The sequence below is a fragment of the Streptomyces malaysiense genome (genome assembly GCF_000980885.2).
Lineage (GTDB): Bacteria > Actinomycetota > Actinomycetes > Streptomycetales > Streptomycetaceae > Streptomyces > Streptomyces malaysiense.
This window is the reverse complement of sequence record NZ_LBDA02000024.1, coordinates 92,307-111,383: the sequence shown is the minus strand read 5'-3', so window position 1 is coordinate 111,383 and position 19,077 is coordinate 92,307. Positions and strand designations below refer to the sequence as shown.

The window sequence follows — 19,077 nt, the reverse complement described above, 5'->3', positions numbered from 1 at the left end:
CTTTCATGCCGACGTCAGGCGCACCGGCCTCAGGGGCGCGGGGCAGTGGTCAGGACGCCGCCGCCGCGCGGGCGCGATCGGCCACGGACCACCCGTACCCGCCGGCGGCGACCGGCCGCTCCCCGCGCATCGCGGTCATCGGCGGCGGCCCCGGCGGCCTCTACGCCGCCGCCCTGCTCAAACGGCTCGACCCCGGCCGTGAGGTGACCGTCTGGGAGCGCAACGCCCCCGACGAGACCTTCGGCTTCGGCGTGGTCCTCTCCGACGAGACCCTGGGCGGCATCGAACACGCCGACCCGGTCGTCTTCGAGGCACTGCGGCGGGACTTCGTCCGCTGGGACGACATCGACATCGTCCACCGCGGCACCCGGCACACCTCCGGCGGCCACGGCTTCGCGGCCCTCGGCCGGCACCGACTCCTGGAGATCCTGCACACCCGCTGCCAGGACCTGGGCGTCCGGATCGACTTCCGCGCCGAGGCCCCGCCCATCGACCGCCTCCGCGCGGACCACGACCTGGTCATCGCGGCCGACGGGGTCCACAGCACCACCCGCGAGAGGTACGCCGACGTCTTCCGCCCCAGGATCACCGGCCACCGCTGCCGCTACATCTGGCTCGCCGCCGACTTCGCCTTCGACGCCTTCCGCTTCGAGATCGCCGAGACCGAGCACGGCGTGATGCAACTGCACGGCTACCCCTACGCGCCCGACGCCTCGACCGTCATCGTCGAGATGCGCGAGGAGGTCTGGCAGGCGGCGGGATTCGCCGGGACGGACCCGCGCGAATCGACCGAGCGCTGCGCCAAGATCTTCGCCGAGGCGCTGGGCGGCCGCCCCCTGCGCTCCAACAACTCCGCCTGGACGACCTTCCGTACGGTGGTCAACGACCGCTGGTCGCACGGCAACCTCGTCCTCCTCGGCGACGCCGCGCACACGGCCCACTTCTCCATCGGCTCCGGCACCAAACTGGCCGTCGAGGACGCGCTGGCACTGGCCGCCTGCCTGCGTGAACAGCCGGACGTGCCGACCGCGTTGAGTGCGTACGAGGCGGAACGCAAGCCCGTCGTCGCCTCGACCCAGCGGGCCGCGCGGGCGAGCCTGGAGTGGTTCGAGGACCTGGACCGGTACCGGGACCAGCCGTCCCGCCAGTTCGCCTTCAACCTGCTCACCCGCAGCCGCCGCGTCACCCACGACAACCTCCGGCTGCGCGACGCCCACTTCACCGGTTCCGTGGAGCGCGAGTTCGGCTGCCCGCCCGGCACGCCCCCGATGTTCACGCCGTTGCGCCTGCGCGGCCTGACCCTGCGCAACCGCGTCGTCGTCTCGCCGATGGACATGTACTCGGCCACCGACGGCGTGCCCGGCGACTTCCACCTCGTGCACCTCGGCGCCCGCGCGCTCGGCGGCGCGGCCCTGGTCATGACCGAGATGGTGTGCGTGAGCGAGCAGGGCCGCATCACCCCCGGCTGCGCCGGCCTCTACACCGGCCGCCAGGCGGAGGCGTGGCGGCGCGTCACCGACTTCGTGCACCGGCAGGCACCGGGCACGGCGATCGGCGTACAGCTCGGCCACTCGGGCCGCAAGGGATCGACCAGGCTGATGTGGGAGGGGATCGACGAGCCGCTGCCCACCGGCAACTGGCCGATCGTGGCCCCCTCCCCGCTCCCGTACCGGCCCGGCAGCCAGCGGCCCCGCGAGCTCTCCCGCGCCCAACTCACGGACATCCGGGAACAGTTCACCTCCTCCGCGTGGCGGGCCGCCCGAGCCGGCTTCGACCTCCTCGAACTGCACTGCGCCCACGGCTACCTCCTCTCCGGCTTCCTCTCGCCCCTCACCAACCACCGCACCGACGCGTACGGCGGCTCACTGGACCGGCGCCTGCGCTTCCCGCTGGAGGTCTTCGACGCCGTACGCTCGGTCTGGCCCGCCGAACGCCCCATGACGGTCCGGGTCTCCGCCACCGACTGGGCCGAAGGCGGCACGACCGCCGAGGACGCGGTCGAGATCGCCCGCGCCTTCGCCGCCCACGGCGCCGACGCGATCGACGTCTCCACCGGCCAGGTCGTCTCCGACGAGCAGCCGGACTTCGGCCGCTCCTACCAGACCCCGTTCGCCGACCGCATCCGCCACGAGGTCCGCGTCCCGGTGATCGCGGTGGGCGCGATCTCTTCTTGGGACGACGTCAACTCGCTGATCCTGGCGGGCCGCACCGATCTCTGCGCCCTGGCCCGCCCCCACCTCTACGACCCCCACTGGACCCTGCACGCCGCCGCCGAACAGTCCTACGAGGGCCCCGGCATCCACTGGCCCACCCCGTACCGCGCGGGCAGCCGCCGCCCGCAGACGGGCCGCGCGGACACGCCCAAACCCCGTCTCTCCCTGGGCGACTGAGGGCGCCGGCGCCGGTTCGCGGGCTGTGCCCGGAGGCGATGACGTGACGCGGGACCGTACGGAGTCCGTCACCGCGACGGCACGCGCGCGGATCACCGGCGCGAACGGGGCGAGTCCTCCGTACGGCGGCCACGTCCCCCGCCCCGAGGCGTGCGCCTGCCGTAGCGGGTCGCGGGAGACCGGCCGCGCCGGTCCGACCGCCGGCACACGCACCCTGCCCCAGCTCGGATCCGGGCTTCAATTTCTCCGCTCCGCCACTCGAAACCCCAGGTCAGCGACGTGAGGCGGGTGCCTGCGTCCGAAATTGTGCCGACGGCCACAGCGAGCGGGTTGCGCGAAGGCGCATAATGAGCCATGACAAAGCCTCCCGCGCCGAAGCGCCACCTGCCGACCAGTCCCTTCAAGGCCCCGGTCGCACCGGTTCCCAAGCACTTCGCACTGGGTGATCAGGTCACGCATGACATGTACGGCCTCGGCCGAGTGATCGGCATCGAGGAGGGCGTCGCGGCCCTCGTGGACTTCGGTTCCTCCCAGATGCGGATCCTGAGCCCGTACAGCAAGATGACCAAGCTGTAGCACCGCCGTGCCAGGTCACGGCACACCAGGTCCCCGTCGTGGGACCTGTCACGAAAGAGAGCCATCCCATCGACGCCACATCCCTCTTCTCCGCCCCGGAAGCGCAGCCCCGCTGCCCGACCGCGGCATCGCCGCCGCCGGCGACCAACCCCTTCCAGGCCCCCGACTTCGGCGAGGCCGACACCTTCCCGCCGGCCGAGCCCCGGTCACCCGCCTCGAACCCACGCGGTCCACGCCCCGAGGCGGCCTAGCCAGGACCTTTTTCCCGATCTCGCAGGAGCCGCTAGGCCGGGCCCCGTGAACACCGGCGGCTCCTGACCCTGGACGGAAAGCTCCGGGTGGCGGGCCAGGAACACCGGGCGGACGACCGCCGCCGTCGCCCGTGGGACGACTCCCGCCGGCCGGGGATCGCCGCTCGCCCGCCCGTCCCCGCCGGACCGGACGGCGGCCTCCTTCTCCCGCCAGGTCCACGACGCGGGTGCGGCCCCTCGACGTCACCGATGGCCAGGCCCCTTCCTCCCGCAGGAGTTGACCGCCGGGCACGGTGACGCGCTCGGGGCCGGCACACGCGGAACATCGAGATGCCTTCCTGGCCGGCGTTCCGCGGCGCCTGTGCGTTCCGCGGTGCCTCCGCGTCTCTGTCGCGGCGCCTCCGCGTCCCCGCCGCGATGCCTCCGCGGCCCCGCCGCGGGGACGCCTCAGCCTCCGCAGCCGCCGTCCCGACGGCCCCTGCCGAGGGTTCCCGAGCGGGCCGGAAGCGGTTCGGAAGCTGCTCGGTTCTGGCCACGGAAGCGGTGGCGCTGGTCGCATACGAGACGTCAACCACTCGTTCGCACACCGCTGTCCACCGAGAGCCCACGAGGGCCGTGGCGTACGGGCCCGCCGTGCGAGCAGCCGTGCGGGTGCGCCGCACTGCCGTGATCTCTGGAGAACCCCATGACCGCCCCAGGGCTGACCCCGCCTGCCGAGCCTCCCGACACACCGTCCACCCACCTCGCGCCGCCCACCTACCGCCCGCCAGGTCTGATTCCCCCGAACGGGCCCGCCCGTACCTGGGGGCTCGCGGTCATCGTCACCCCCCTGCTGCTGGTCCTGATGTTGGCGCTGTTCGGCGGCCTGGCCGGCGGTTCCGCCCCGGCCGGCCCGTCTGATTCCCCCGGGTCGTCCGGCTCCGGATTCCTCGGTGCCGGCTCTCCGGGCACGGCCGGCCGGCCGACCTACGACGGCTCGACGACGGCGCCCGCGTCGCAGTACGGCGACACCAGCACTCCGGACGTCTACGGCACCCCCGAGACGGCCACGACCGACGGCTACGGGGACGGCGGCTACGCCTCTGCGACGGACACCGGGGGCGGCACCCCGAGCGCGAGCGCGAGCGGCGGACCGAGCGAGGTCGTCGCCGCCTACTTCGAGGCGATCAACGCCCGGGACTACCGGAGCGCATGGGCCCTCGGCGGCAAGAACCTCGACTCCAGCTACAGCAGCTTCGCATCGGGCTACGCCTCCACCGAGCGGGACACCATCCACGTCGTGTCCGTGACGGGCGCCGAGGTGCGGCTGACCATCGAAGCCCTCCAGACGGACGGCACGACGCACTCGTACGACGCCACCTACACCGTCAGCGGCGGCGTGATCACCAGCGGCAAAGGCACCCAGACCGGCTGACACCCACCGGGTGTGCCCGCAGGGGCGTGCCCCATGAGCGGAGCGCTGAACCACCATGGTCACAGAAGTACCCACACCCCGTCCGCCCGGCCCGGCACCGCGGAAGCGGCCGGAACACCGCGAGTACGCGCGCACCAGAGCCACCCGGCTGCTGTCGGCGGGCGCCTACCTCGACCCCGGATACCGGCGTGCCGTCATCCGCGAGCTGCTGAAGAGGCGCTTCCGGGTCGTCGCGCCCTCCTTCGGCTACGACGCGGTCTCGGTCCTCGCCCACGCACTCGCCGCGCGCCGGCTGCACCGCATGCAGTGGGGGATCACGGCCGGCGCGGCAGCCGTGATCCTGCTGGCGCTGAGCGGCGGGCTGCTCAACGGGGCTCTCGGCGTCATCACGCTGTGCTGGGTGCCCTGGGCGGCGGCCTACCTGCGGCGGATCGTCACCCTGCACGTCCTGATGACCCGGCTGCGTGAGAACGGCCCGGACGGCGGATTCGACGGCGCCTGCCCGACGCACACCAAGCTGACCGCCGAACTCGCCCGCAAGATCGACCACGAGCAGGCCAGCCGCAGCGGACTGGTCTTCTACGGCGGCTACCGTCCCTTCGTCGGTGCCGGCCTGCCGCTGCGCGACTGGTCCAACGCGCAGTTGCTGCTCGGTGCGCCGCGGACCCGGATCACGGCACGCAGGAGTGAGGACGGCTCGCCGCCCGACCTCGACACGGTGGAGCGCAGGCAGGTGATCCCGTTCACCGTGGGCGAGATCACCGGCCAGATCGCCTCCCGGATGGCCGCCGATCTGCGCGACGAGGCCCGCCGCGACGAGCGGATCGAGGGGCTGACCGTCGAGCAGCGCTGCTACACCACCGCGATCCGCACCAACGACCGTTCCGCCGGAGCCGCCTGGTCCGAGCTGCCCGGCATGGACGACCTGCCCGGCATCCACTGGCGGGAGGACTACGACGCGGCCCGCGAATACCTGTGCGTGCGCGTCGGGTCGTGGAACGAGGAGCTGGTCACCTCGGTCTTCGTCGGATTCGACATCAAGGGCAACACGCTGCACACCGAGTTCCACACCTATGTGCTCGGACCGCTGGTGGAGGACTTCCACCTCGTGGACCAGTTGCCCCGCGCCGTCGACGGGCGTCTGGCGGTGCGAGTGGCGTGGGACATGTGCACGGCCTTGCTGCGCTGGTGGGTGACGCTGTGGCTGTGGCCGCTGCGGCTGGTCCCGGAGCGGTTCCTGCCGGTGTGGGCCGTCCGGTGGACCCGGCCCTGGCGGGCCAGGCGGGCCAGGCGGGCGACGGCGGAGTTGCTGTTGACGGCCCGGGTGACGGACACCAGCGAGTTCCGGCTCGGCCGGTACGTCAATCGCTGGCTCAACTGCGGAGCGCTGGCCAGTATCAGGGAACTGGCCACCAGCGAGACCTACCACCACTTCTTCCAGCAGGCCGACGCGACCAAGTACATGGAGATCGTGGAGCGCCGTCTGCTCCAGAACATCCGCGCCTTCCTCGACGAGCACGACGTCGACCTCGTCGAGCACGACCGCGCGCAGACCAACATCCTGCTGGGCGACAAGAGCCAGAACTTCTTCGGCGGCCGGCAAAGCGACATCAGCTACAACTACCAGCCGAAGCAGAGCAGTTGACAAGAGAGGGCGAGGAGATGACCAGGAGCCGGGGCAACACCGGCGGTGACCGGAGCCAGAACTTCTTCGGTGGCCGGCAGAGCGGTATCGGTTACAACGTCTACAACACCCCGCAGGAGGCCGAGCCGTCCACCGAGCAGGAGGCGGCGCGCGCGGCCCAGGCACGCGCGGACTACGGCCGCAGCCGCAGCGTCTTCGTCGTGCACGGCCGCGACGAGGAGGTCCGCACGGCGATGTTCGGGCTGCTGCACCGGCTGGATCTGCGCCCGCTGGAGTGGGAGCGGCTGGTTCGGGCCACCGGAGGGACCGCGCCGTTCCTCGGTGAGGTCATCGAGAAGGCGCTGTCGCAGGCACAGGCGGCGCTCGTGCTGCTCACCCCGGACGATGTCGCCAAACTGCATCCGCACCTGCTGGGCGACAACGAGCCGCCCTACGAGACCCAGTCGACCGGTCAGCCCCGCCAGAACGTGCTGATCGAACTCGGCATGGCGCTGATGGCCTACCCGGAGCGCACGATCATCGTGCAGGTGGGCCAGGTGCGGCCCGCCGCGGACCTGGCGGGCCGCAACGTGATTCACTTCGACGGCTCGGAGGCCGCCGTCGCGAAGATCGTCGAACGGCTCAAGGGAGCCGAGTGCGACCTCGACGACACCCGGCCGGACTGGCGCGACATCTCCTACTTCAGGAACCTGGCGGCCTACCGCCGGCTGGCCTGACGGAAGGTGAGAGGGGCGGGAGGCCGCGGGCCTTCCGCCCCTTCGCGCGCCATCGGCGGACGCGTGTACGCGATCAGGTCCGCCGGTTCGCTACCGGGCCGGATCCGACGCCAGGGCGCCGAGGAACGCGGACAGTTCCCGCATGTCGACGCCGTCCAGTTCCTCGGGCCGTATCACCACACGCAGTTCACGGCAGATCACGCCCTCCCGGGACCGGGCCACGAAGGACATCAGGATCAACCGCAGCAGACTGTCCCGGTCGAGGTACCCGAGCCGTGCCAGTCCGGAGCCCACCAGCGGCATGGCCACCCGCTCGAGTTGGGCGTGCGCGCGCAGCGCGTCCCACAGCCCGCCCAGGCCCCGCCACAGGTCCTCCACGCCGGAGGCGGCCACGTAGTCGTTGCCGATCCTGCTGTAGGCCACGCCGAAGACCAGCCGTGGCCGGGCACCCAGTACCGCCACCGTGCCGATCGGGTAGCGGTCGAGCTTGCCGAGCGGTTTGTCCGCCCGCTCCTCGCGCGCGACGGGCTGGGCCGAGGTGAGCGCCGCGGTCAGCTCCGCGTCCAGACGGGGCGTGTCGCCGCCGTACCTGCGATCCAGCAGTTGTGCCTGCACGGTGTCGTCGTTGATGACCCGGCCGCCGGCGGACAGTGTGTCGAAGGTGTCGCAGAACCCGACGACGAGATGGCCGGGCTGGTCGAACACGTCGCCCGCCTCGACCACCACCGTCATGTCGGGCCGCCGGAAGACCTGCCGCACCCGGCCCGCCGGCCGGGCCCGCAGCAGTCCCCATCCCAGGCACGCCCCCACCGACAGCCCGACGACCGTGCCGGACGCGGTCTGCGGCACGAACGGGCCGATGATCTGGAAGACGGCGGACAGCCCGCCGAAGGCCGCCATCGTGTCCCGCACGAAGGCATTCCGGGCGCGCCGTGTGCCCCGTGGCAGACGAGGGAAAGGGAGGGGGCAGGGGCGGCGCGAGCGTCGCCGCGGGCGCGGCTCGGAAAGCGGCCGGGCGGAGCCCGGGGATCCTATAGGGTCCGCCGAACCTGAAGGAGCGGGATTATCCGAAGACATAGGTACCCCACGATCTGATGGTAATCTTTAAGTCACCACAAAGTGACACAGAGTGATGAACAAAAGCCCGGGGGGGCGACGGGGATGTCCGGTACGGGAACGCGTATCCGAGTGAAGGTACTGGGCCCGGTCCGGCTCGAAGTCGATGGTGCTCCGGTCCGGCTGACGCCGCTGACCGCGCGGCTGCTAGTGCGTCTGGTGGTGGCCGGAGGCGAGGCGGTGCCGGTGCGGCAACTGCGTCGCGACGTCTGGGGGCTCGCGGACGAGCCCCGTCAGCTGGACCAGCGCAACCGCAACGAGGTCCAGAAACGCGTCCTGGAACTACGGCGGGCGCTGGCTCCCGGCCAGGACGGCGTCGGGACGAGCGTCCTGCGCACCGAGCAGCAGGTCACCGTGCAGGGCCCGCAGACCGCGTACCGTCTGGTGCTGCGCCCCGAGGAACTCGACAGCGCACGCTTCACCGCGATCGTCAGCGACGCCCTGCTCGCGCCGCCGGCCACCGCGGCGCACCGGTTGGCCGAGGCGCTGTCCATGGTGCGCGGTCGCCCGCTGGCCGAGGTGAACGGCGAGGGGTTCGCGATGCCCTTCATACGCCGCCTGACCTCCCTCCAGGACTCGGCGCGCCGCGAGCTGGTGCGGGTCCAGATGGACCTGGGCCATCCGGAACGCGCGCTGCCGGTCGCCGAACTCCTTGTCCACGAACACCCCGACGACACCGAGGCCGCGCGTGTCCTCGACACGCTGCGCGCGGAGCTGCGTGCCCGGCACGGGGACGAACTGCTCAGGCACCCCGTCCCGTTGGCCGGCCAGCGGGCCGAAGTGGTGCTGGTACGGGGCGACTTGTTCGACCAGGCGGACTGCAATCTCGTGATCGGCTTCTCCGACACCTTCGACACGGAGACCTCCGAGGATCTCGTGATCAGCCGTGAAAGCGTACAGAGCCAGCTCGTCGACCGGCTGTTCGCCGGCCGGCGCCGTCTGCTGGACGACAAGCTGCGGGCGGGGCTGCGCAAGACGAAGGCGGTCGGCACGGAGAGCGTGCGGGCCAAGCCGCTGGGACGGAGGGTGCGTTACCCGATGGGCACCACCGTGGTGGTGCCGGTCGACGGCCGCCGGGTGTTCGCCACCGCCTATTCGCACCTCGGCAACGATCTGGTGGCCAGATCCAGCGACAGTGATCTGCGGCTGAGCCTGGAGAACCTGTGGGCCTCGGTGGCGGTCCACGGCATGTTCAAACCGGTCGCCGTCCCGCTGATCGGTTCCGGACTGGCCCGTGTCACCGATCTGGACCGAGGCCAGCTCGTCGCCCTGATCGTGGACTCGTTCATCGACGCCTGCCGCCGTCACCCCGCTCTGACCCCTGAACTCCGTCTCGTCGTACGGCCCCAGGAACTGGCCCAGACCGACCTGACCCCCGTGGAGCAGCGCTTCCAGGACCTGGTACCCGGACCGCGCGCGACGGACTGGCGGTGAGGCCGGGCGGGGGCCCGGCCGCTTCCCCCGGGGCCGCGGGCTGCTCCGCATCTCGCAGTTCCCCCTTCGCGGGATCTCCCCGCCGCCCGCGCCACGTGCCACCGCACCCGGCCTCACCGCTGTCCACCAGACCACCTCGGACGCTTCCGCCGGTACCCGCCGGCCGCTTCCGGTCCGGTTCCGGCCGGGCCGGCGGCGGAACGCTCCGGTTCAGGCTGTCTGGCGCGCGAACTCCGCTCCCGCGTCGCGCAGGCGTTCGTGCAGCGACCGGAAGACCTCCGCGGAGCGCACGCCCGGCCAGTCGGCGGGGAGGAGGTCGGTGGGGAGGCCCGGGTCGGTGTAGGGCAGGTGGCGCCAGGAGTCGAGGGTGCGGAGGTAGTCGCGGTAGGCGTCCCGCGGCGGGGTGTCCGCGCGGTGCTCCCAGGCGCGCAGGAGGGGGGCGTGGGCGTCGAGGAAGCGGATGTGCTCCTCGGCGATCGAAGCGAGGTCCCACCAGCGGGCGACGGCCTCGGCGGTGGGCGCGAAGCCCAGGTGGTCGCCGCGGAAGAAGTCGACATAGGGGTCCAGGCGCAGCCGGCGCAGGGTGTGCTCGGTCTCCTCGTAGAGGCGGGCCGGGGCGATCCAGACGCCGGGGGCCGCCGTGCCGAAGCCCAGGGAGGACAGGCGGGAGCGCAGCACGTGGCGCTTCTGGCGCTCGGTCTCCGGCACCGAGAAGACCGCCAGCACCCAGCCCGCGTCCTCGGGGGGCGCGGCGGCGTAGATGCGGCGGTCGCCGTCCTCCATCAGCTGCAGGGCCTCGGGCGAGAGTTCGTAGCCGGCGGCGCCGGCCTCCGTGCGGGCGGGCAGGAGCAGGCCGCGGCGCTTGAGGCGGGACACCGAGGAGCGGACGGAGGGTGCGTCCACGCCGACCGCGGCCAGCAGCCGGATCAGCTCGGCGACGGGCATCGGGCCGGGCAGGGAGCGGCCGTACGCGCCGTAGAGCGTGACGATGAGTGATCTGGGGGCGTGCTGCTCGGACACGATGATCATCTTAGGTCGTCGGCGTCACAGCTGGTCACCTGGGGTGCGCAGGCGGAACCGCTGCAACTTGCCGGTCGCGGTGCGCGGGAGGGCGGCCAGGAAGACGAATTCGCGCGGGCACTTGTACGGCGCGAGTTCGGCGGTCAGGAACGCCCGCAGCGCCTCCGGGTCGCGGCGCGCGCCCTCGCGCAGCACCGTGTAGGCGACCGCCACCTGGCCGCGCACCTCGTCCGGGCGGCCGACCACCGCCGTCTCCACCACGTCCGGATGGCGCAGCAGGGCGTCCTCCACCTCGGGCCCCGCGATGTTGTACCCCGCCGAGATGATCATGTCGTCGGCGCGGGCCACGTAGCGGAAGTAGCCGTCGGGCTCACGGACGTACGTGTCGCCGGTGATGTTCCAGCCGCCGCGCACGTACTGGCGCTGGCGGGGGTCCGCCAGATAGCGGCAGCCGACCGGGCCGCGCACGGCCAGCAGTCCGGGTTCGCCGTCCGGCAGCGGGGTGCCGTCCGGGTGCTGCACCCGCGCCTGCCAGCCCGGCACCGGCACTCCCGTGACGCCCGGTCTCGTTCCGTCGTCCGCGGCGGAGACGAAGATGTGCAGCAGCTCGGTCGCGCCGATGCCGTTGATGATCCGCACCCCGGTGCGCTCGTGCCACGCCCGCCAGGTCGCCGCTGGCAGGTTCTCCCCGGCCGACACGCAGCGTCTCAGGGACGAGATGTCGTGGCCGTCCAGCTCGTCCAGCATGGCGCGGTACGCGGTCGGGGCGGTGAACAGGACCGAGACGCGGTGCTCGGCTATCGCGGGGAGCAGGCGGCGGGGGCCGGACTGTTCCAGCAGGAGGGCGCTCGCCCCGGCCCGCAGGGGGAAGATCACGAGACCGCCGAGGCCGAAGGTGAAGCCGAGCGGGGGGCTGCCGGCGAAGACGTCGTCGGCGCGCGGGCGCAGGACGTGCCGGGAGAAGGTGTCGGCGATCGCCAGCACGTCCCGGTGGAAGTGCATGCATCCCTTCGGGCGTCCCGTGGTGCCCGAGGTGAAGGCGATCAGGGCGACGTCGTCGCAGGCGGTGTCGACGGCGGGGTAGGGAGTCGCGGGCGCGGAGCGGCGCAGGAGGTCGTCGGGGGTGTCGCCGCCGTACGTCGTGACACGCAGCCCGGGTGTCCGTGCCTTCGCCAGGTCCGCCACGGCGCGGGCGTCGCACAGCGCGTGGTCCACCCGGGCGATCTCGCAGATGGTCGCCAGTTCGTGCGGGCGCTGCTGGGCCAGCACGGTGACCGCGACCGCGCCCGCCTTCAGCACCGCGAGCCAGCAGGCCGCGAGCCAGGGGGTGGTGGGGCCGCGCAGCAGCACCCGGTTGCCGGGCACGACGCCGAGTTCGCCGGTGAGCAGATGCGCGATCCGGTCGACCCGCGCGCGCAGCTCGTCGTACGTCCACACGGGTCCGTCCGGGGTGCGGAAGGCCGGGCGGCCGCCGTCGGCGTGGCCGAGGAGCTCCACGGCGCAGTTCAGCCGGGCGGGATAGCGCAGCTCCGGCAGGTCGAAGCGCAACTCGGGCCAGTCCTCCGGCGGCGGCAGATGGTCGCGCGCGAAGGTGTCCACGTGGGCCGAGAGATGCATGGCCTTGCCCCCTTGCCGTGACGGACGTCCGGACGGGCATTCCTGGCGGGCTCGCGGTTTGAGCGTATCGTGTTGGTGACGGCAGTCAACTGTGCGCGATAACGTCGTGCGGGAGGACGGTCGCCGTGGTCCGTCCCGGAGGGAGGACCGGCAGTGCCCGCATTCTCACTCGAACCGGAACGGCTGGCCTGGTGCGCGCGACTGCGGGCGCTCGCCGCCGAGGAGCTGCGTCCGCTCGCCGACAAGGGCGCCCCCGGACGCGTCAACCGGCCACTGCTGGCCGCGCTGGGTCAACTCGGCCTGCTGGCCAGGCTGTTCACGTCGGGTGCGCTCGATCTGTGCCTGATGCGGGAGTCGCTGGCGCAGGGCTGTACGGAGGCGGAGACCGCGCTCGCCCTCCAGGGGCTCGGCGCCCACCCCGTGCACGCACACGGCAGCCCGGCCCAGCGGGAGCGCTGGCTGCCCCGGGTCGCCGACGGCGGCGCGGTCGCGGCCTTCGCGCTGAGCGAGCCGGGCGCCGGGTCGGACGCGGCCGCGCTGGCGCTCGCGGCCGAGGAGCGGGGAGCGGGGCGGTGGCTGCTGACGGGGGAGAAGTGCTGGATCTCCAACGCGCCCGAGGCGGACTTCTACACCGTCTTCGCGCGCACCGCGCCACGCGCCGGCGCCCGCGGGGTGACGGCGTTCCTCGTCCCCGCCGACCGGCCCGGACTCACCGGCCGCGCCCTGGAGATGATCTCCCCGCACCCCATCGGCGCGCTGGACTTCGACGCCGTCCCCGTCACCTCGGACGACGTGCTCGGCGAGGTCGACCGGGGATTCGCCGTCGCCATGGGGACGCTCAATCTCTTCCGTCCCAGCGTCGGGGCGTTCGCGGTGGGCATGGCGCAGGCGGCGCTGGACGCGACCGTGGCGCACACCCGTCGACGGCAGGCGTTCAAGGGCAGGTTGATGGACCTCCAGGCGGTGTCGCACCAGGTCGCGGAGATGGCGCTGCGCACCGAGGCGGCCCGGCTGATGGTGTACGCGGCGGCCGCCGCGTACGACGAGGGCGCGCCCGACGTGCCTCGCCGCTCCGCGATGGCCAAGCTGCTCGCGACGGAGACCGCGCAGTACGTCGTCGACGCCGCCGTGCAGTTGCACGGCGCGTGCGCCCTCCAGCGCGGCCATCTGCTCGAACACCTCTACCGCGAGGTGCGGGCGCCGCGCATCTACGAGGGGGCGAGCGAGGTCCAACGAGGCATCATCGCCAAGGAGTTGTACGCCGCTCACGAGCAGGAGGCCCGGTGACGACCGAACGCGTCAACCCGTCCGAGCTGTCCCCGCCCACGGGGTTCTCGCACGCCGTCGTCGCGGCCGGGTCCAAGGTGGTGTTCCTCGCCGGCCAGACCGCGCTCGACGCCGACGGGAAGATCACCGGGGACACGCTGGCCGAGCAGTTCGAGCGGGCGCTCGGCAACCTGCTCACCGCCCTGCGCGCGGCCGGCGGCACCCCCGCGGAGCTGGCCCGGGTCACGGTGTACGCCACGGACGTCGCCGCGTACCGCGCGCAGGCACGGGAACTGGGGCGGCTGTGGCGCGCGGCGGCGGGCCGGGACTATCCGGCGATGGCGGTCGTGCAGGTCGTACGGCTGTGGGACGAAGCGGCACTGGTGGAGCTGGACGGGTTCGCCGTACTGCCGTGACGCGCCACCGCCCGGGTGACGGTCACGCCCGCGGGGGTGCGGGACGGGTACCAGTGGAGGCCCCCGAAACGGTGCGAACCTGGAGGTATCCATGCCCGTCCGCCTCGCCCTCGCCGCGGCTCTCGGCGGCGCCGCACTGCTGGCCCTCGCCGCGGGACCGGTCCACGCCGCGCCCGGCGAGTCCGTCACCGTCGACCCGGTCGGCCGGCTCGCCGTCGACGGCACCGTCACCCTGACCGGCACCTACCGCTGCACCGGCGGCACCGGCCCGGTCTTCGTGACGTCCGCCCTGAGCCGGCGGGACCCCCGGGTGGAACACGGCGTCGGCGGCACCCTCGCGCGCTGCGACGGGTCGACGCACACCTGGGCCGACTCCGGCACGGTCACCGGCGAGACCCTGCGGCCCGGTACGGCCCACGTCCAGGCCACGGTGATGGAACTGCGCCCGGCGGGGCTGGTGCCGCTGCCGGTGTTCCACGCCCACGCCGACCAGGACGTCATCCTGGTCCAGGGGTGAACCCGGGGGCCACGCGGGCGGGGGCGACCGGGGTCCGGGGGCGGGCGTACCCGTACCGCGGTGGCGCACCTCCCCGGGCCGTCCGGACGCCCTATGCCCGCTGCCAGCTGTGCGGCGCGTGGAAGGAGTGCGGGCGCCAGGACGTCGTGCCCGGGGAGGACGCCTCGGTGCCGGGGCCCGGGAGGGCGCCGCGGCTGAGGAGCAGGACGGTCAGGGCGGCCAGTTCCTCGTCGGTGGCTTCGCCCTTCTCGACCCGGATGGGGGGAGTGGGGGAGGGGGTGGACACGGACATGGGGACCTCCGTCATTGAGGGGGGTTGCCGTGCTTGCGGGCGGGGCTCTCCGCGTGCTTCGTGCGGAGCATCGCCAGCGACCGCACCAGGACCTCGCGGGTCTCGGCGGGATCGATGACGTCGTCGACGAGGCCGCGTTCGGCGGCGTAGTACGGGTGCATCAGCTCGGACTTGTACTCCTTGACCAGCCGCGCGCGCATGGCCTCGGGGTCCTCGGCGTCGGCGATCCGGCGGCGGAAGATGACGTTGGCCGCGCCCTCCGCGCCCATCACCGCGATCTCGTTCGTCGGCCACGCGAACGTCAGGTCCGCGCCGATCGACTGGGAGTCCATGACGATGTACGCGCCGCCGTACGCCTTGCGCAGGATCAGGGAGATGCGCGGCACGGTCGCGTTGCAGTAGGCGTACAGCAGCTTCGCGCCGCGGCGGATGATCCCGCCGTGCTCCTGCCCGACGCCAGGCAGGAAGCCCGGCACGTCCAGCAGGGTGACCAGCGGGATGCTGAACGCGTCGCACATCTGCACGAAGCGCGCCGCCTTTTCGGAGGACTCGATGTCGAGGACGCCGGCGAGCGTCTGCGGCTGGTTGGCGATGATTCCGACGACCTGGCCGTCGAGGCGGGCGAGCGCGCAGATGATGTTGCGGGCCCAGCGCTGGTGGACCTCCAGGTACTCGCCGTCGTCGACGATCTCCTCGATCACCTTCGTCATGTCGTACGGCCGGTTGCCGTCCTCCGGCACCAGATCGGCCAGCGACTCGCAGCGCCGGTCGGCCGGATCGGAGCACTCCACCCGCGGCGGGTTCTCGCGGTTGTTGCCCGGGAGCAGCGAGAGCAGGTAGCGGACCTCCTCCAGGCAGGTCTCCTCGTCGTCGTAGGCGAAGTGGCAGACACCGCTGGTCTCGGCGTGCACGTCCGCGCCGCCCAGGCCGTTCTGGGTGATCTCCTCGCCCGTCACCGCCTTGACCACGTCGGGGCCGGTGATGAACATCTGCGAGGTCTCGCGGACCATGAAGACGAAGTCGGTCAGGGCGGGGGAGTAGGCCGCGCCGCCCGCGCACGGGCCGAGCATCACGGAGATCTGCGGGATCACCCCGGAGGCGGCGGTGTTCCGGCGGAAGATGCCGCCGTAGCCGGCGAGCGCCGTCACGCCCTCCTGGATGCGGGCGCCCGCGCCGTCGTTCAGGGAGACCAGGGGCGCGCCGGCCGCGATGGCCATGTCCATGATCTTGTGGATCTTGGTGGCGTGGGCCTCGCCCAGCGCGCCGCCGAAGATGCGGAAGTCGTGCGCGTAGACGAAGACAGTGCGGTCCTCGACCGTGCCCCAGCCGGTGATGACACCGTCGGTGTACGGCTTCTTCGCCTCCAGGCCGAAACCGGTGGCCCGGTGCCGGCGCAGCGGCTCGACCTCCTGGAAGGAACCCGGGTCCAGGAGCAGCTCGATCCGCTCCCGAGCCGTCAGCTTGCCCTTGGCGTGCTGCGCCGCGGTCGCCTTCTCGCTCGGGCCGGCGAGCACGCTCTCGCGTATGCCGGCCAGTTCCGCGATGTGGGACTTCATCTCTGCCTGCCTCTGCCGTGAGGTGACGTGACATCGGACGCCGCCCGCGCCGGGCCGTCGCCGGGGTGATCCGGACACGATCGTGGCAACGCGGTCTGACCGGGCGCTGACGGGCCGCTTACGGTCCGGCCGCTTACGGTCCGGCCGCTTACGGCCCGGCCCGAACGGCTCGGCCCCGGGCCGCGGTCACACCGGCTGCAGTGCCGTCGGGACCAGCGCGTCCCCCGTCAGCGCCGGATCGTGCGAGAGGATCGCGAGCTCCACCTTGCGCAGCGCCGGCGACGGCTGTATTCCCAGCTCCTCGTCCAGCCTGCGGCGCATCCGGCGGAACACGTCGAGCGCGTCGGCCTGCCGGCCCGAGCAGTACAGGGCGACCATCAGCTGCTCGCAGAAGCGCTCGCGCAGCGAGTGGTTGGTGTGCGCCTCGGCCAGCTCCGCGAGCACCGACGCGTGTCTGCCCAGGCGCAGTTCGGCGTCGAAGCGCAGTTCCATCGCGCGCATCCGGTACTCCTCGTACCGTGCCCCGGCGAGCTGGCACATGGTGCCGCCGGGGAAGCCGCCGAACACCGGGCCCCGCCACAGCGCGAGCGCCTCGCCGAGCATCCGGGCGGCGCGCTCCGCGTCCTGCGGCCCCGCCGACTCGGCCTGCCGTACGGCCCGTACGAACTCCGCCGCGTCCAGCTCCCCCTCGCCGACGCTGAGCCGGTAGCCGGCCGGGTGGATGGTCACCCGGGAGGCGGGGCGGTCCGGCTCCAGCGACCGCAGCCTGCGCCGCAGCCGGCTGATGTGCGCCTGGAGCGCGTTGGCCCGGTGGTCGGGCAGGGCCTCGCCCCACATCTCCTCCGCCAGGCTCTCCCCGCTCACCGGCCGGCCCTCGCTGACCAGCAGGGTCTGCACCAGTGTGCGCTGGAGATCGCCGCACACCTCCGCCTCACCGGCGGCAGTGCGTATCTCCAGCGCTCCTAGAACGGAGAACCTCAGCATATCTTTCCCCCTAGATGACAATTCCTCGCCGACGGTGTTTCCGGAGTGGTGCTGCCGTGAAAGAAAGAATGACCGAACGCGCCATGCCCCGGCGGGCCTCGACCTGTACCGCGGCCCGCCGGGGCGTTAGTTCCGCCGGGACGGGGGGCGGCCGGCGGCTCTGGGTTGTGCCGGTGCTCGAATGCGTTCACAGAAGCACCGGCTGGTGATGCCGAATTCACGGACGGACGCCTGCTGTTTCCCACCGCCCGGGGCGGGAAGCGCGTCCAGCCATGGTTCCGGCCGTGGCGGAGAGGGCAGGATTTGAACCTGCGTGGGCCGTCAGGCCCGACCAATGCGGTGCACACGGTCCCCGATCGGCCACTCCGGGCACCTCTCCCCGTGTTCGGCTCCGGATTCCGGTGCCGTTCACGTCAACTACATTGGCAGTAAGGGCTGACGGAATGCTGACGCGGTTCTGACATAGGTAAATGAATGCCCAACTGCTCTTTTCCGGGGCGACGTCGCGGTGCTGTACTCCCTTTGACGGAAAACGCTCCCGAAAGGGGTAGGGGAATGACCGCGATCACCACCGAGACCGGTGCGGACAGTCTGATTCTCGACGCGATACGTGCCCACACCGCCAGCGAGAACCCGAGTTCCTTCCTCGCGCTCAACAGCGGAAACAGTGTCTTCACCGTCCCGGGCGTGGACGGTGTCGTCGTCTACCGCCGCACCGGCCGCTGGGCCGTGCAGTTCGGCGGCCCGTTCGCCGCCGAGGGCGACTACGACACCCTCCTGGACGCCTTCCGGACCTACGTCCGCGACGAGGGTCTGAGCCTGGTCGGGGTGCAGCTCCAGCGGGCCGACGCCGAGCGGTACGCGGCGCGCGGCTGCGTCGTCAACCAGATCGGCGCCTCCTGGGCGGTCGGGCTGGAGGACTTCACGCTGCGCGGCACCAAGTTCATGCAGCTGCGCAACAAGATCTCCCGCGCGCTGCGCAACGGCCTCCAGATCCAGGAGGTCGACGCGGCCGAGGTCGCCGACGACATCGCCGTGATCGACAAGGCGTGGCTCGGCTCCAAGGGCGGCGCGCAGCAACTGGAGTTCCTGGTCGGCCAGATCGGCGGGCCGGCCCAGGCGCAGCGGCGGCTGTTCAGCGGCACCATCGACGGCGAGCCGGTCGCCTACATCTCGTACTCGCCGGTCTACGGCAGCCGGGCCGGCTGGATGCACGACCTCAGCCGGCGCATCCCCGAGGGCTCGCCGGGCCTGATGGAGGCCATCAACGCGCACGCCATCGAGATCTTCCGCGCCGAGGGCGTCGAGTGGCTGCACTTCGGCTTCACGCCGTTCACCGGGCTGGACGCCGGGCACGAACTGGACACCCACAGCCCCGGGTTCCAGTGGCTGATGCACGCCCTGTGGGCCGAGGGCGCGGCGCTGTACCCGGCACAGACCCAGCTGTCGTACAAGCAGAAGTGGGCCCCCGACCTGCTGATCCCCGAGTACGTCGCCTTCGACGGCCCGCAGGCCTCGCTGCCCGGCTTCGCGCACATCTTCCGTGCCTGCAAGGCGTTCTGACACCCACCCCGACATCGACAGGAGACGATGAAATGAGCCAGTCCACCGAGGATCTCTCGCACGCCGTGGTCGAGCAGCTGATGGCCGTCATCGGCGCCCCCGACGACGCCCAGGTCGCCGAGGGCGCCGACGCCGCGGTGCGCGCCCTGGACGACCGCCTGCGCGCCGAGGCGACCGCCTGAGTGGCCGCACGGGCGGCCCGGGTACCGGCCGCCGGGGCGAGGTTGGCCCGATCAGACCGGTATCAGTGCCACATCAGTGGTGCACGGAACGCTGGACGTACGTTCGCCCGGTGGTCCGGGTC

17 protein-coding genes and 1 tRNA gene are annotated in these 19,077 nt (G+C 72.3%); 11 read left to right on the top strand and 7 right to left on the bottom strand.

Annotated elements, in window-relative coordinates:
- Positions 1–5 precede the first annotated feature (5 nt).
- From VT52_RS11745 to VT52_RS11725, 5 genes are all read left to right on the top strand, one after another.
- Positions 6–2,390 carry a bifunctional salicylyl-CoA 5-hydroxylase/oxidoreductase gene (locus tag VT52_RS11745; protein WP_079174987.1) on the top strand — a complete coding sequence of 795 codons (2,385 nt, stop codon included), beginning with the start codon at positions 6–8 and terminating at the stop codon, positions 2,388–2,390.
- A gap of 354 nt (positions 2,391–2,744) precedes the next feature.
- A complete protein-coding gene (locus VT52_RS11740) occupies positions 2,745–2,966 on the top strand; it encodes a hypothetical protein (RefSeq protein ID WP_046422025.1) in 222 nt (73 codons plus the stop codon).
- A gap of 936 nt (positions 2,967–3,902) precedes the next feature.
- Positions 3,903–4,631 (top strand): hypothetical protein, encoded by a 729-nt coding sequence (locus VT52_RS11735; RefSeq protein WP_240509721.1) that lies wholly within the window; start codon positions 3,903–3,905, stop codon positions 4,629–4,631.
- 55 nt (positions 4,632–4,686) lie between these two features.
- Positions 4,687–6,276, top strand: coding sequence for a hypothetical protein (locus VT52_RS11730; RefSeq protein WP_046422024.1), 1,590 nt, complete (start codon positions 4,687–4,689; stop codon positions 6,274–6,276).
- A 17-nt stretch (positions 6,277–6,293) separates the two neighbouring features.
- On the top strand, positions 6,294–6,992 hold the full coding sequence (locus VT52_RS11725; protein ID WP_046422023.1) for a TIR domain-containing protein: 699 nt from the start codon (positions 6,294–6,296) through the stop codon (positions 6,990–6,992).
- Positions 6,993–7,082: 90 nt separating this feature from the next.
- On the opposite strand, the gene VT52_RS11720 is transcribed toward VT52_RS11725, so the two are convergent.
- Positions 7,083–7,904 (bottom strand): macro domain-containing protein, encoded by an 822-nt coding sequence (locus VT52_RS11720; RefSeq protein ID WP_240509720.1) that lies wholly within the window; start codon positions 7,902–7,904, stop codon positions 7,083–7,085.
- A gap of 276 nt (positions 7,905–8,180) precedes the next feature.
- On the opposite strand from VT52_RS11720, the gene VT52_RS11715 reads away from it, so the two are divergent.
- Positions 8,181–9,542, top strand: coding sequence for an AfsR/SARP family transcriptional regulator (locus VT52_RS11715; protein WP_053055516.1), 1,362 nt, complete (start codon positions 8,181–8,183; stop codon positions 9,540–9,542).
- Between the two features lie 210 nt (positions 9,543–9,752).
- Here the strand turns inward: VT52_RS11715 and VT52_RS11710 are convergent, their stop codons facing one another.
- Complete coding sequence (locus VT52_RS11710) at positions 9,753–10,571, bottom strand: PaaX family transcriptional regulator (protein ID WP_046422021.1); 819 nt, start codon at positions 10,569–10,571, stop codon at positions 9,753–9,755.
- 15 nt (positions 10,572–10,586) lie between these two features.
- Positions 10,587–12,179: an AMP-binding protein gene (locus VT52_RS11705; RefSeq protein WP_046422019.1), complete on the bottom strand. Its 1,593-nt coding sequence runs from the start codon at positions 12,177–12,179 to the stop codon at positions 10,587–10,589.
- Between the two features lie 153 nt (positions 12,180–12,332).
- Here VT52_RS11705 and VT52_RS11700 point away from each other — a divergent pair, with 153 nt between their 5' ends.
- From VT52_RS11700 to VT52_RS11690, 3 genes are all read left to right on the top strand, one after another.
- Positions 12,333–13,466 carry an acyl-CoA dehydrogenase family protein gene (locus VT52_RS11700; protein WP_046422018.1) on the top strand — a complete coding sequence of 378 codons (1,134 nt, stop codon included), beginning with the start codon at positions 12,333–12,335 and terminating at the stop codon, positions 13,464–13,466.
- Entirely contained in the window at positions 13,463–13,861 is a 399-nt protein-coding gene (locus tag VT52_RS11695) for a RidA family protein (protein ID WP_046422017.1), read from the top strand. Before VT52_RS11700 ends, VT52_RS11695 begins: the two co-directional genes overlap by 4 nt.
- Before the next feature lie 91 nt (positions 13,862–13,952).
- A complete protein-coding gene (locus tag VT52_RS11690; RefSeq protein ID WP_046422016.1) occupies positions 13,953–14,378 on the top strand; it encodes a DUF6299 family protein in 426 nt (141 codons plus the stop codon).
- Between the two features lie 91 nt (positions 14,379–14,469).
- Here VT52_RS11690 and VT52_RS11685 read toward each other — a convergent pair whose 3' ends face one another.
- From VT52_RS11685 to VT52_RS37910, 4 genes are all read right to left on the bottom strand, one after another.
- On the bottom strand, positions 14,470–14,670 hold the full coding sequence (locus VT52_RS11685) for an acyl-CoA carboxylase subunit epsilon (protein WP_046422015.1): 201 nt from the start codon (positions 14,668–14,670) through the stop codon (positions 14,470–14,472).
- A gap of 11 nt (positions 14,671–14,681) precedes the next feature.
- Positions 14,682–16,214 carry an acyl-CoA carboxylase subunit beta gene (locus VT52_RS11680; RefSeq protein WP_206306490.1) on the bottom strand — a complete coding sequence of 511 codons (1,533 nt, stop codon included), beginning with the start codon at positions 16,212–16,214 and terminating at the stop codon, positions 14,682–14,684.
- Positions 16,215–16,412: 198 nt separating this feature from the next.
- The gene (locus VT52_RS11675) at positions 16,413–17,210 is read right to left on the bottom strand and encodes an AfsR/SARP family transcriptional regulator (RefSeq protein WP_046422013.1); all 798 of its coding nucleotides are present in this window, start codon (positions 17,208–17,210) and stop codon (positions 16,413–16,415) included.
- 285 nt (positions 17,211–17,495) lie between these two features.
- Positions 17,496–17,589 (bottom strand) — tRNA-OTHER (locus VT52_RS37910).
- Positions 17,590–17,765: 176 nt separating this feature from the next.
- On the opposite strand from VT52_RS37910, the gene VT52_RS11670 reads away from it, so the two are divergent.
- Together VT52_RS11670 and VT52_RS37905 are read left to right on the top strand one after the other, a co-directional pair.
- A complete protein-coding gene (locus VT52_RS11670; RefSeq protein WP_046422012.1) occupies positions 17,766–18,773 on the top strand; it encodes a DUF2156 domain-containing protein in 1,008 nt (335 codons plus the stop codon).
- Between the two features lie 32 nt (positions 18,774–18,805).
- Positions 18,806–18,955 carry a hypothetical protein gene (locus VT52_RS37905; protein ID WP_167377683.1) on the top strand — a complete coding sequence of 50 codons (150 nt, stop codon included), beginning with the start codon at positions 18,806–18,808 and terminating at the stop codon, positions 18,953–18,955.
- Positions 18,956–19,077: the final 122 nt, after the last annotated feature.

Excerpts from the sequence above, each read along its gene's own strand:
- VT52_RS11745 (WP_079174987.1), top strand. The coding sequence starts at position 6 with ATGCCGACGTCAGGCGCACCGGCCTCAGGGGCGCGGGGCAGTGGTCAG.
- VT52_RS11740 (WP_046422025.1), top strand. The coding sequence starts at position 2,745 with ATGACAAAGCCTCCCGCGCCGAAGCGCCACCTGCCGACCAGTCCCTTC.
- VT52_RS11735 (WP_240509721.1), top strand. The coding sequence starts at position 3,903 with ATGACCGCCCCAGGGCTGACCCCGCCTGCCGAGCCTCCCGACACACCG.
- VT52_RS11730 (WP_046422024.1), top strand. The coding sequence starts at position 4,687 with ATGGTCACAGAAGTACCCACACCCCGTCCGCCCGGCCCGGCACCGCGG.
- VT52_RS11725 (WP_046422023.1), top strand. The coding sequence starts at position 6,294 with ATGACCAGGAGCCGGGGCAACACCGGCGGTGACCGGAGCCAGAACTTC.
- VT52_RS11710 (WP_046422021.1), bottom strand. The coding sequence starts at position 10,571 with ATGATCATCGTGTCCGAGCAGCACGCCCCCAGATCACTCATCGTCACG.
- VT52_RS11705 (WP_046422019.1), bottom strand. The coding sequence starts at position 12,179 with ATGCATCTCTCGGCCCACGTGGACACCTTCGCGCGCGACCATCTGCCG.
- VT52_RS11690 (WP_046422016.1), top strand. The coding sequence starts at position 13,953 with ATGCCCGTCCGCCTCGCCCTCGCCGCGGCTCTCGGCGGCGCCGCACTG.
- VT52_RS11685 (WP_046422015.1), bottom strand. The coding sequence starts at position 14,670 with ATGTCCGTGTCCACCCCCTCCCCCACTCCCCCCATCCGGGTCGAGAAG.
- VT52_RS11675 (WP_046422013.1), bottom strand. The coding sequence starts at position 17,210 with ATGCTGAGGTTCTCCGTTCTAGGAGCGCTGGAGATACGCACTGCCGCC.
- VT52_RS11670 (WP_046422012.1), top strand. The coding sequence starts at position 17,766 with ATGACCGCGATCACCACCGAGACCGGTGCGGACAGTCTGATTCTCGAC.
- VT52_RS37905 (WP_167377683.1), top strand. The coding sequence starts at position 18,806 with ATGAGCCAGTCCACCGAGGATCTCTCGCACGCCGTGGTCGAGCAGCTG.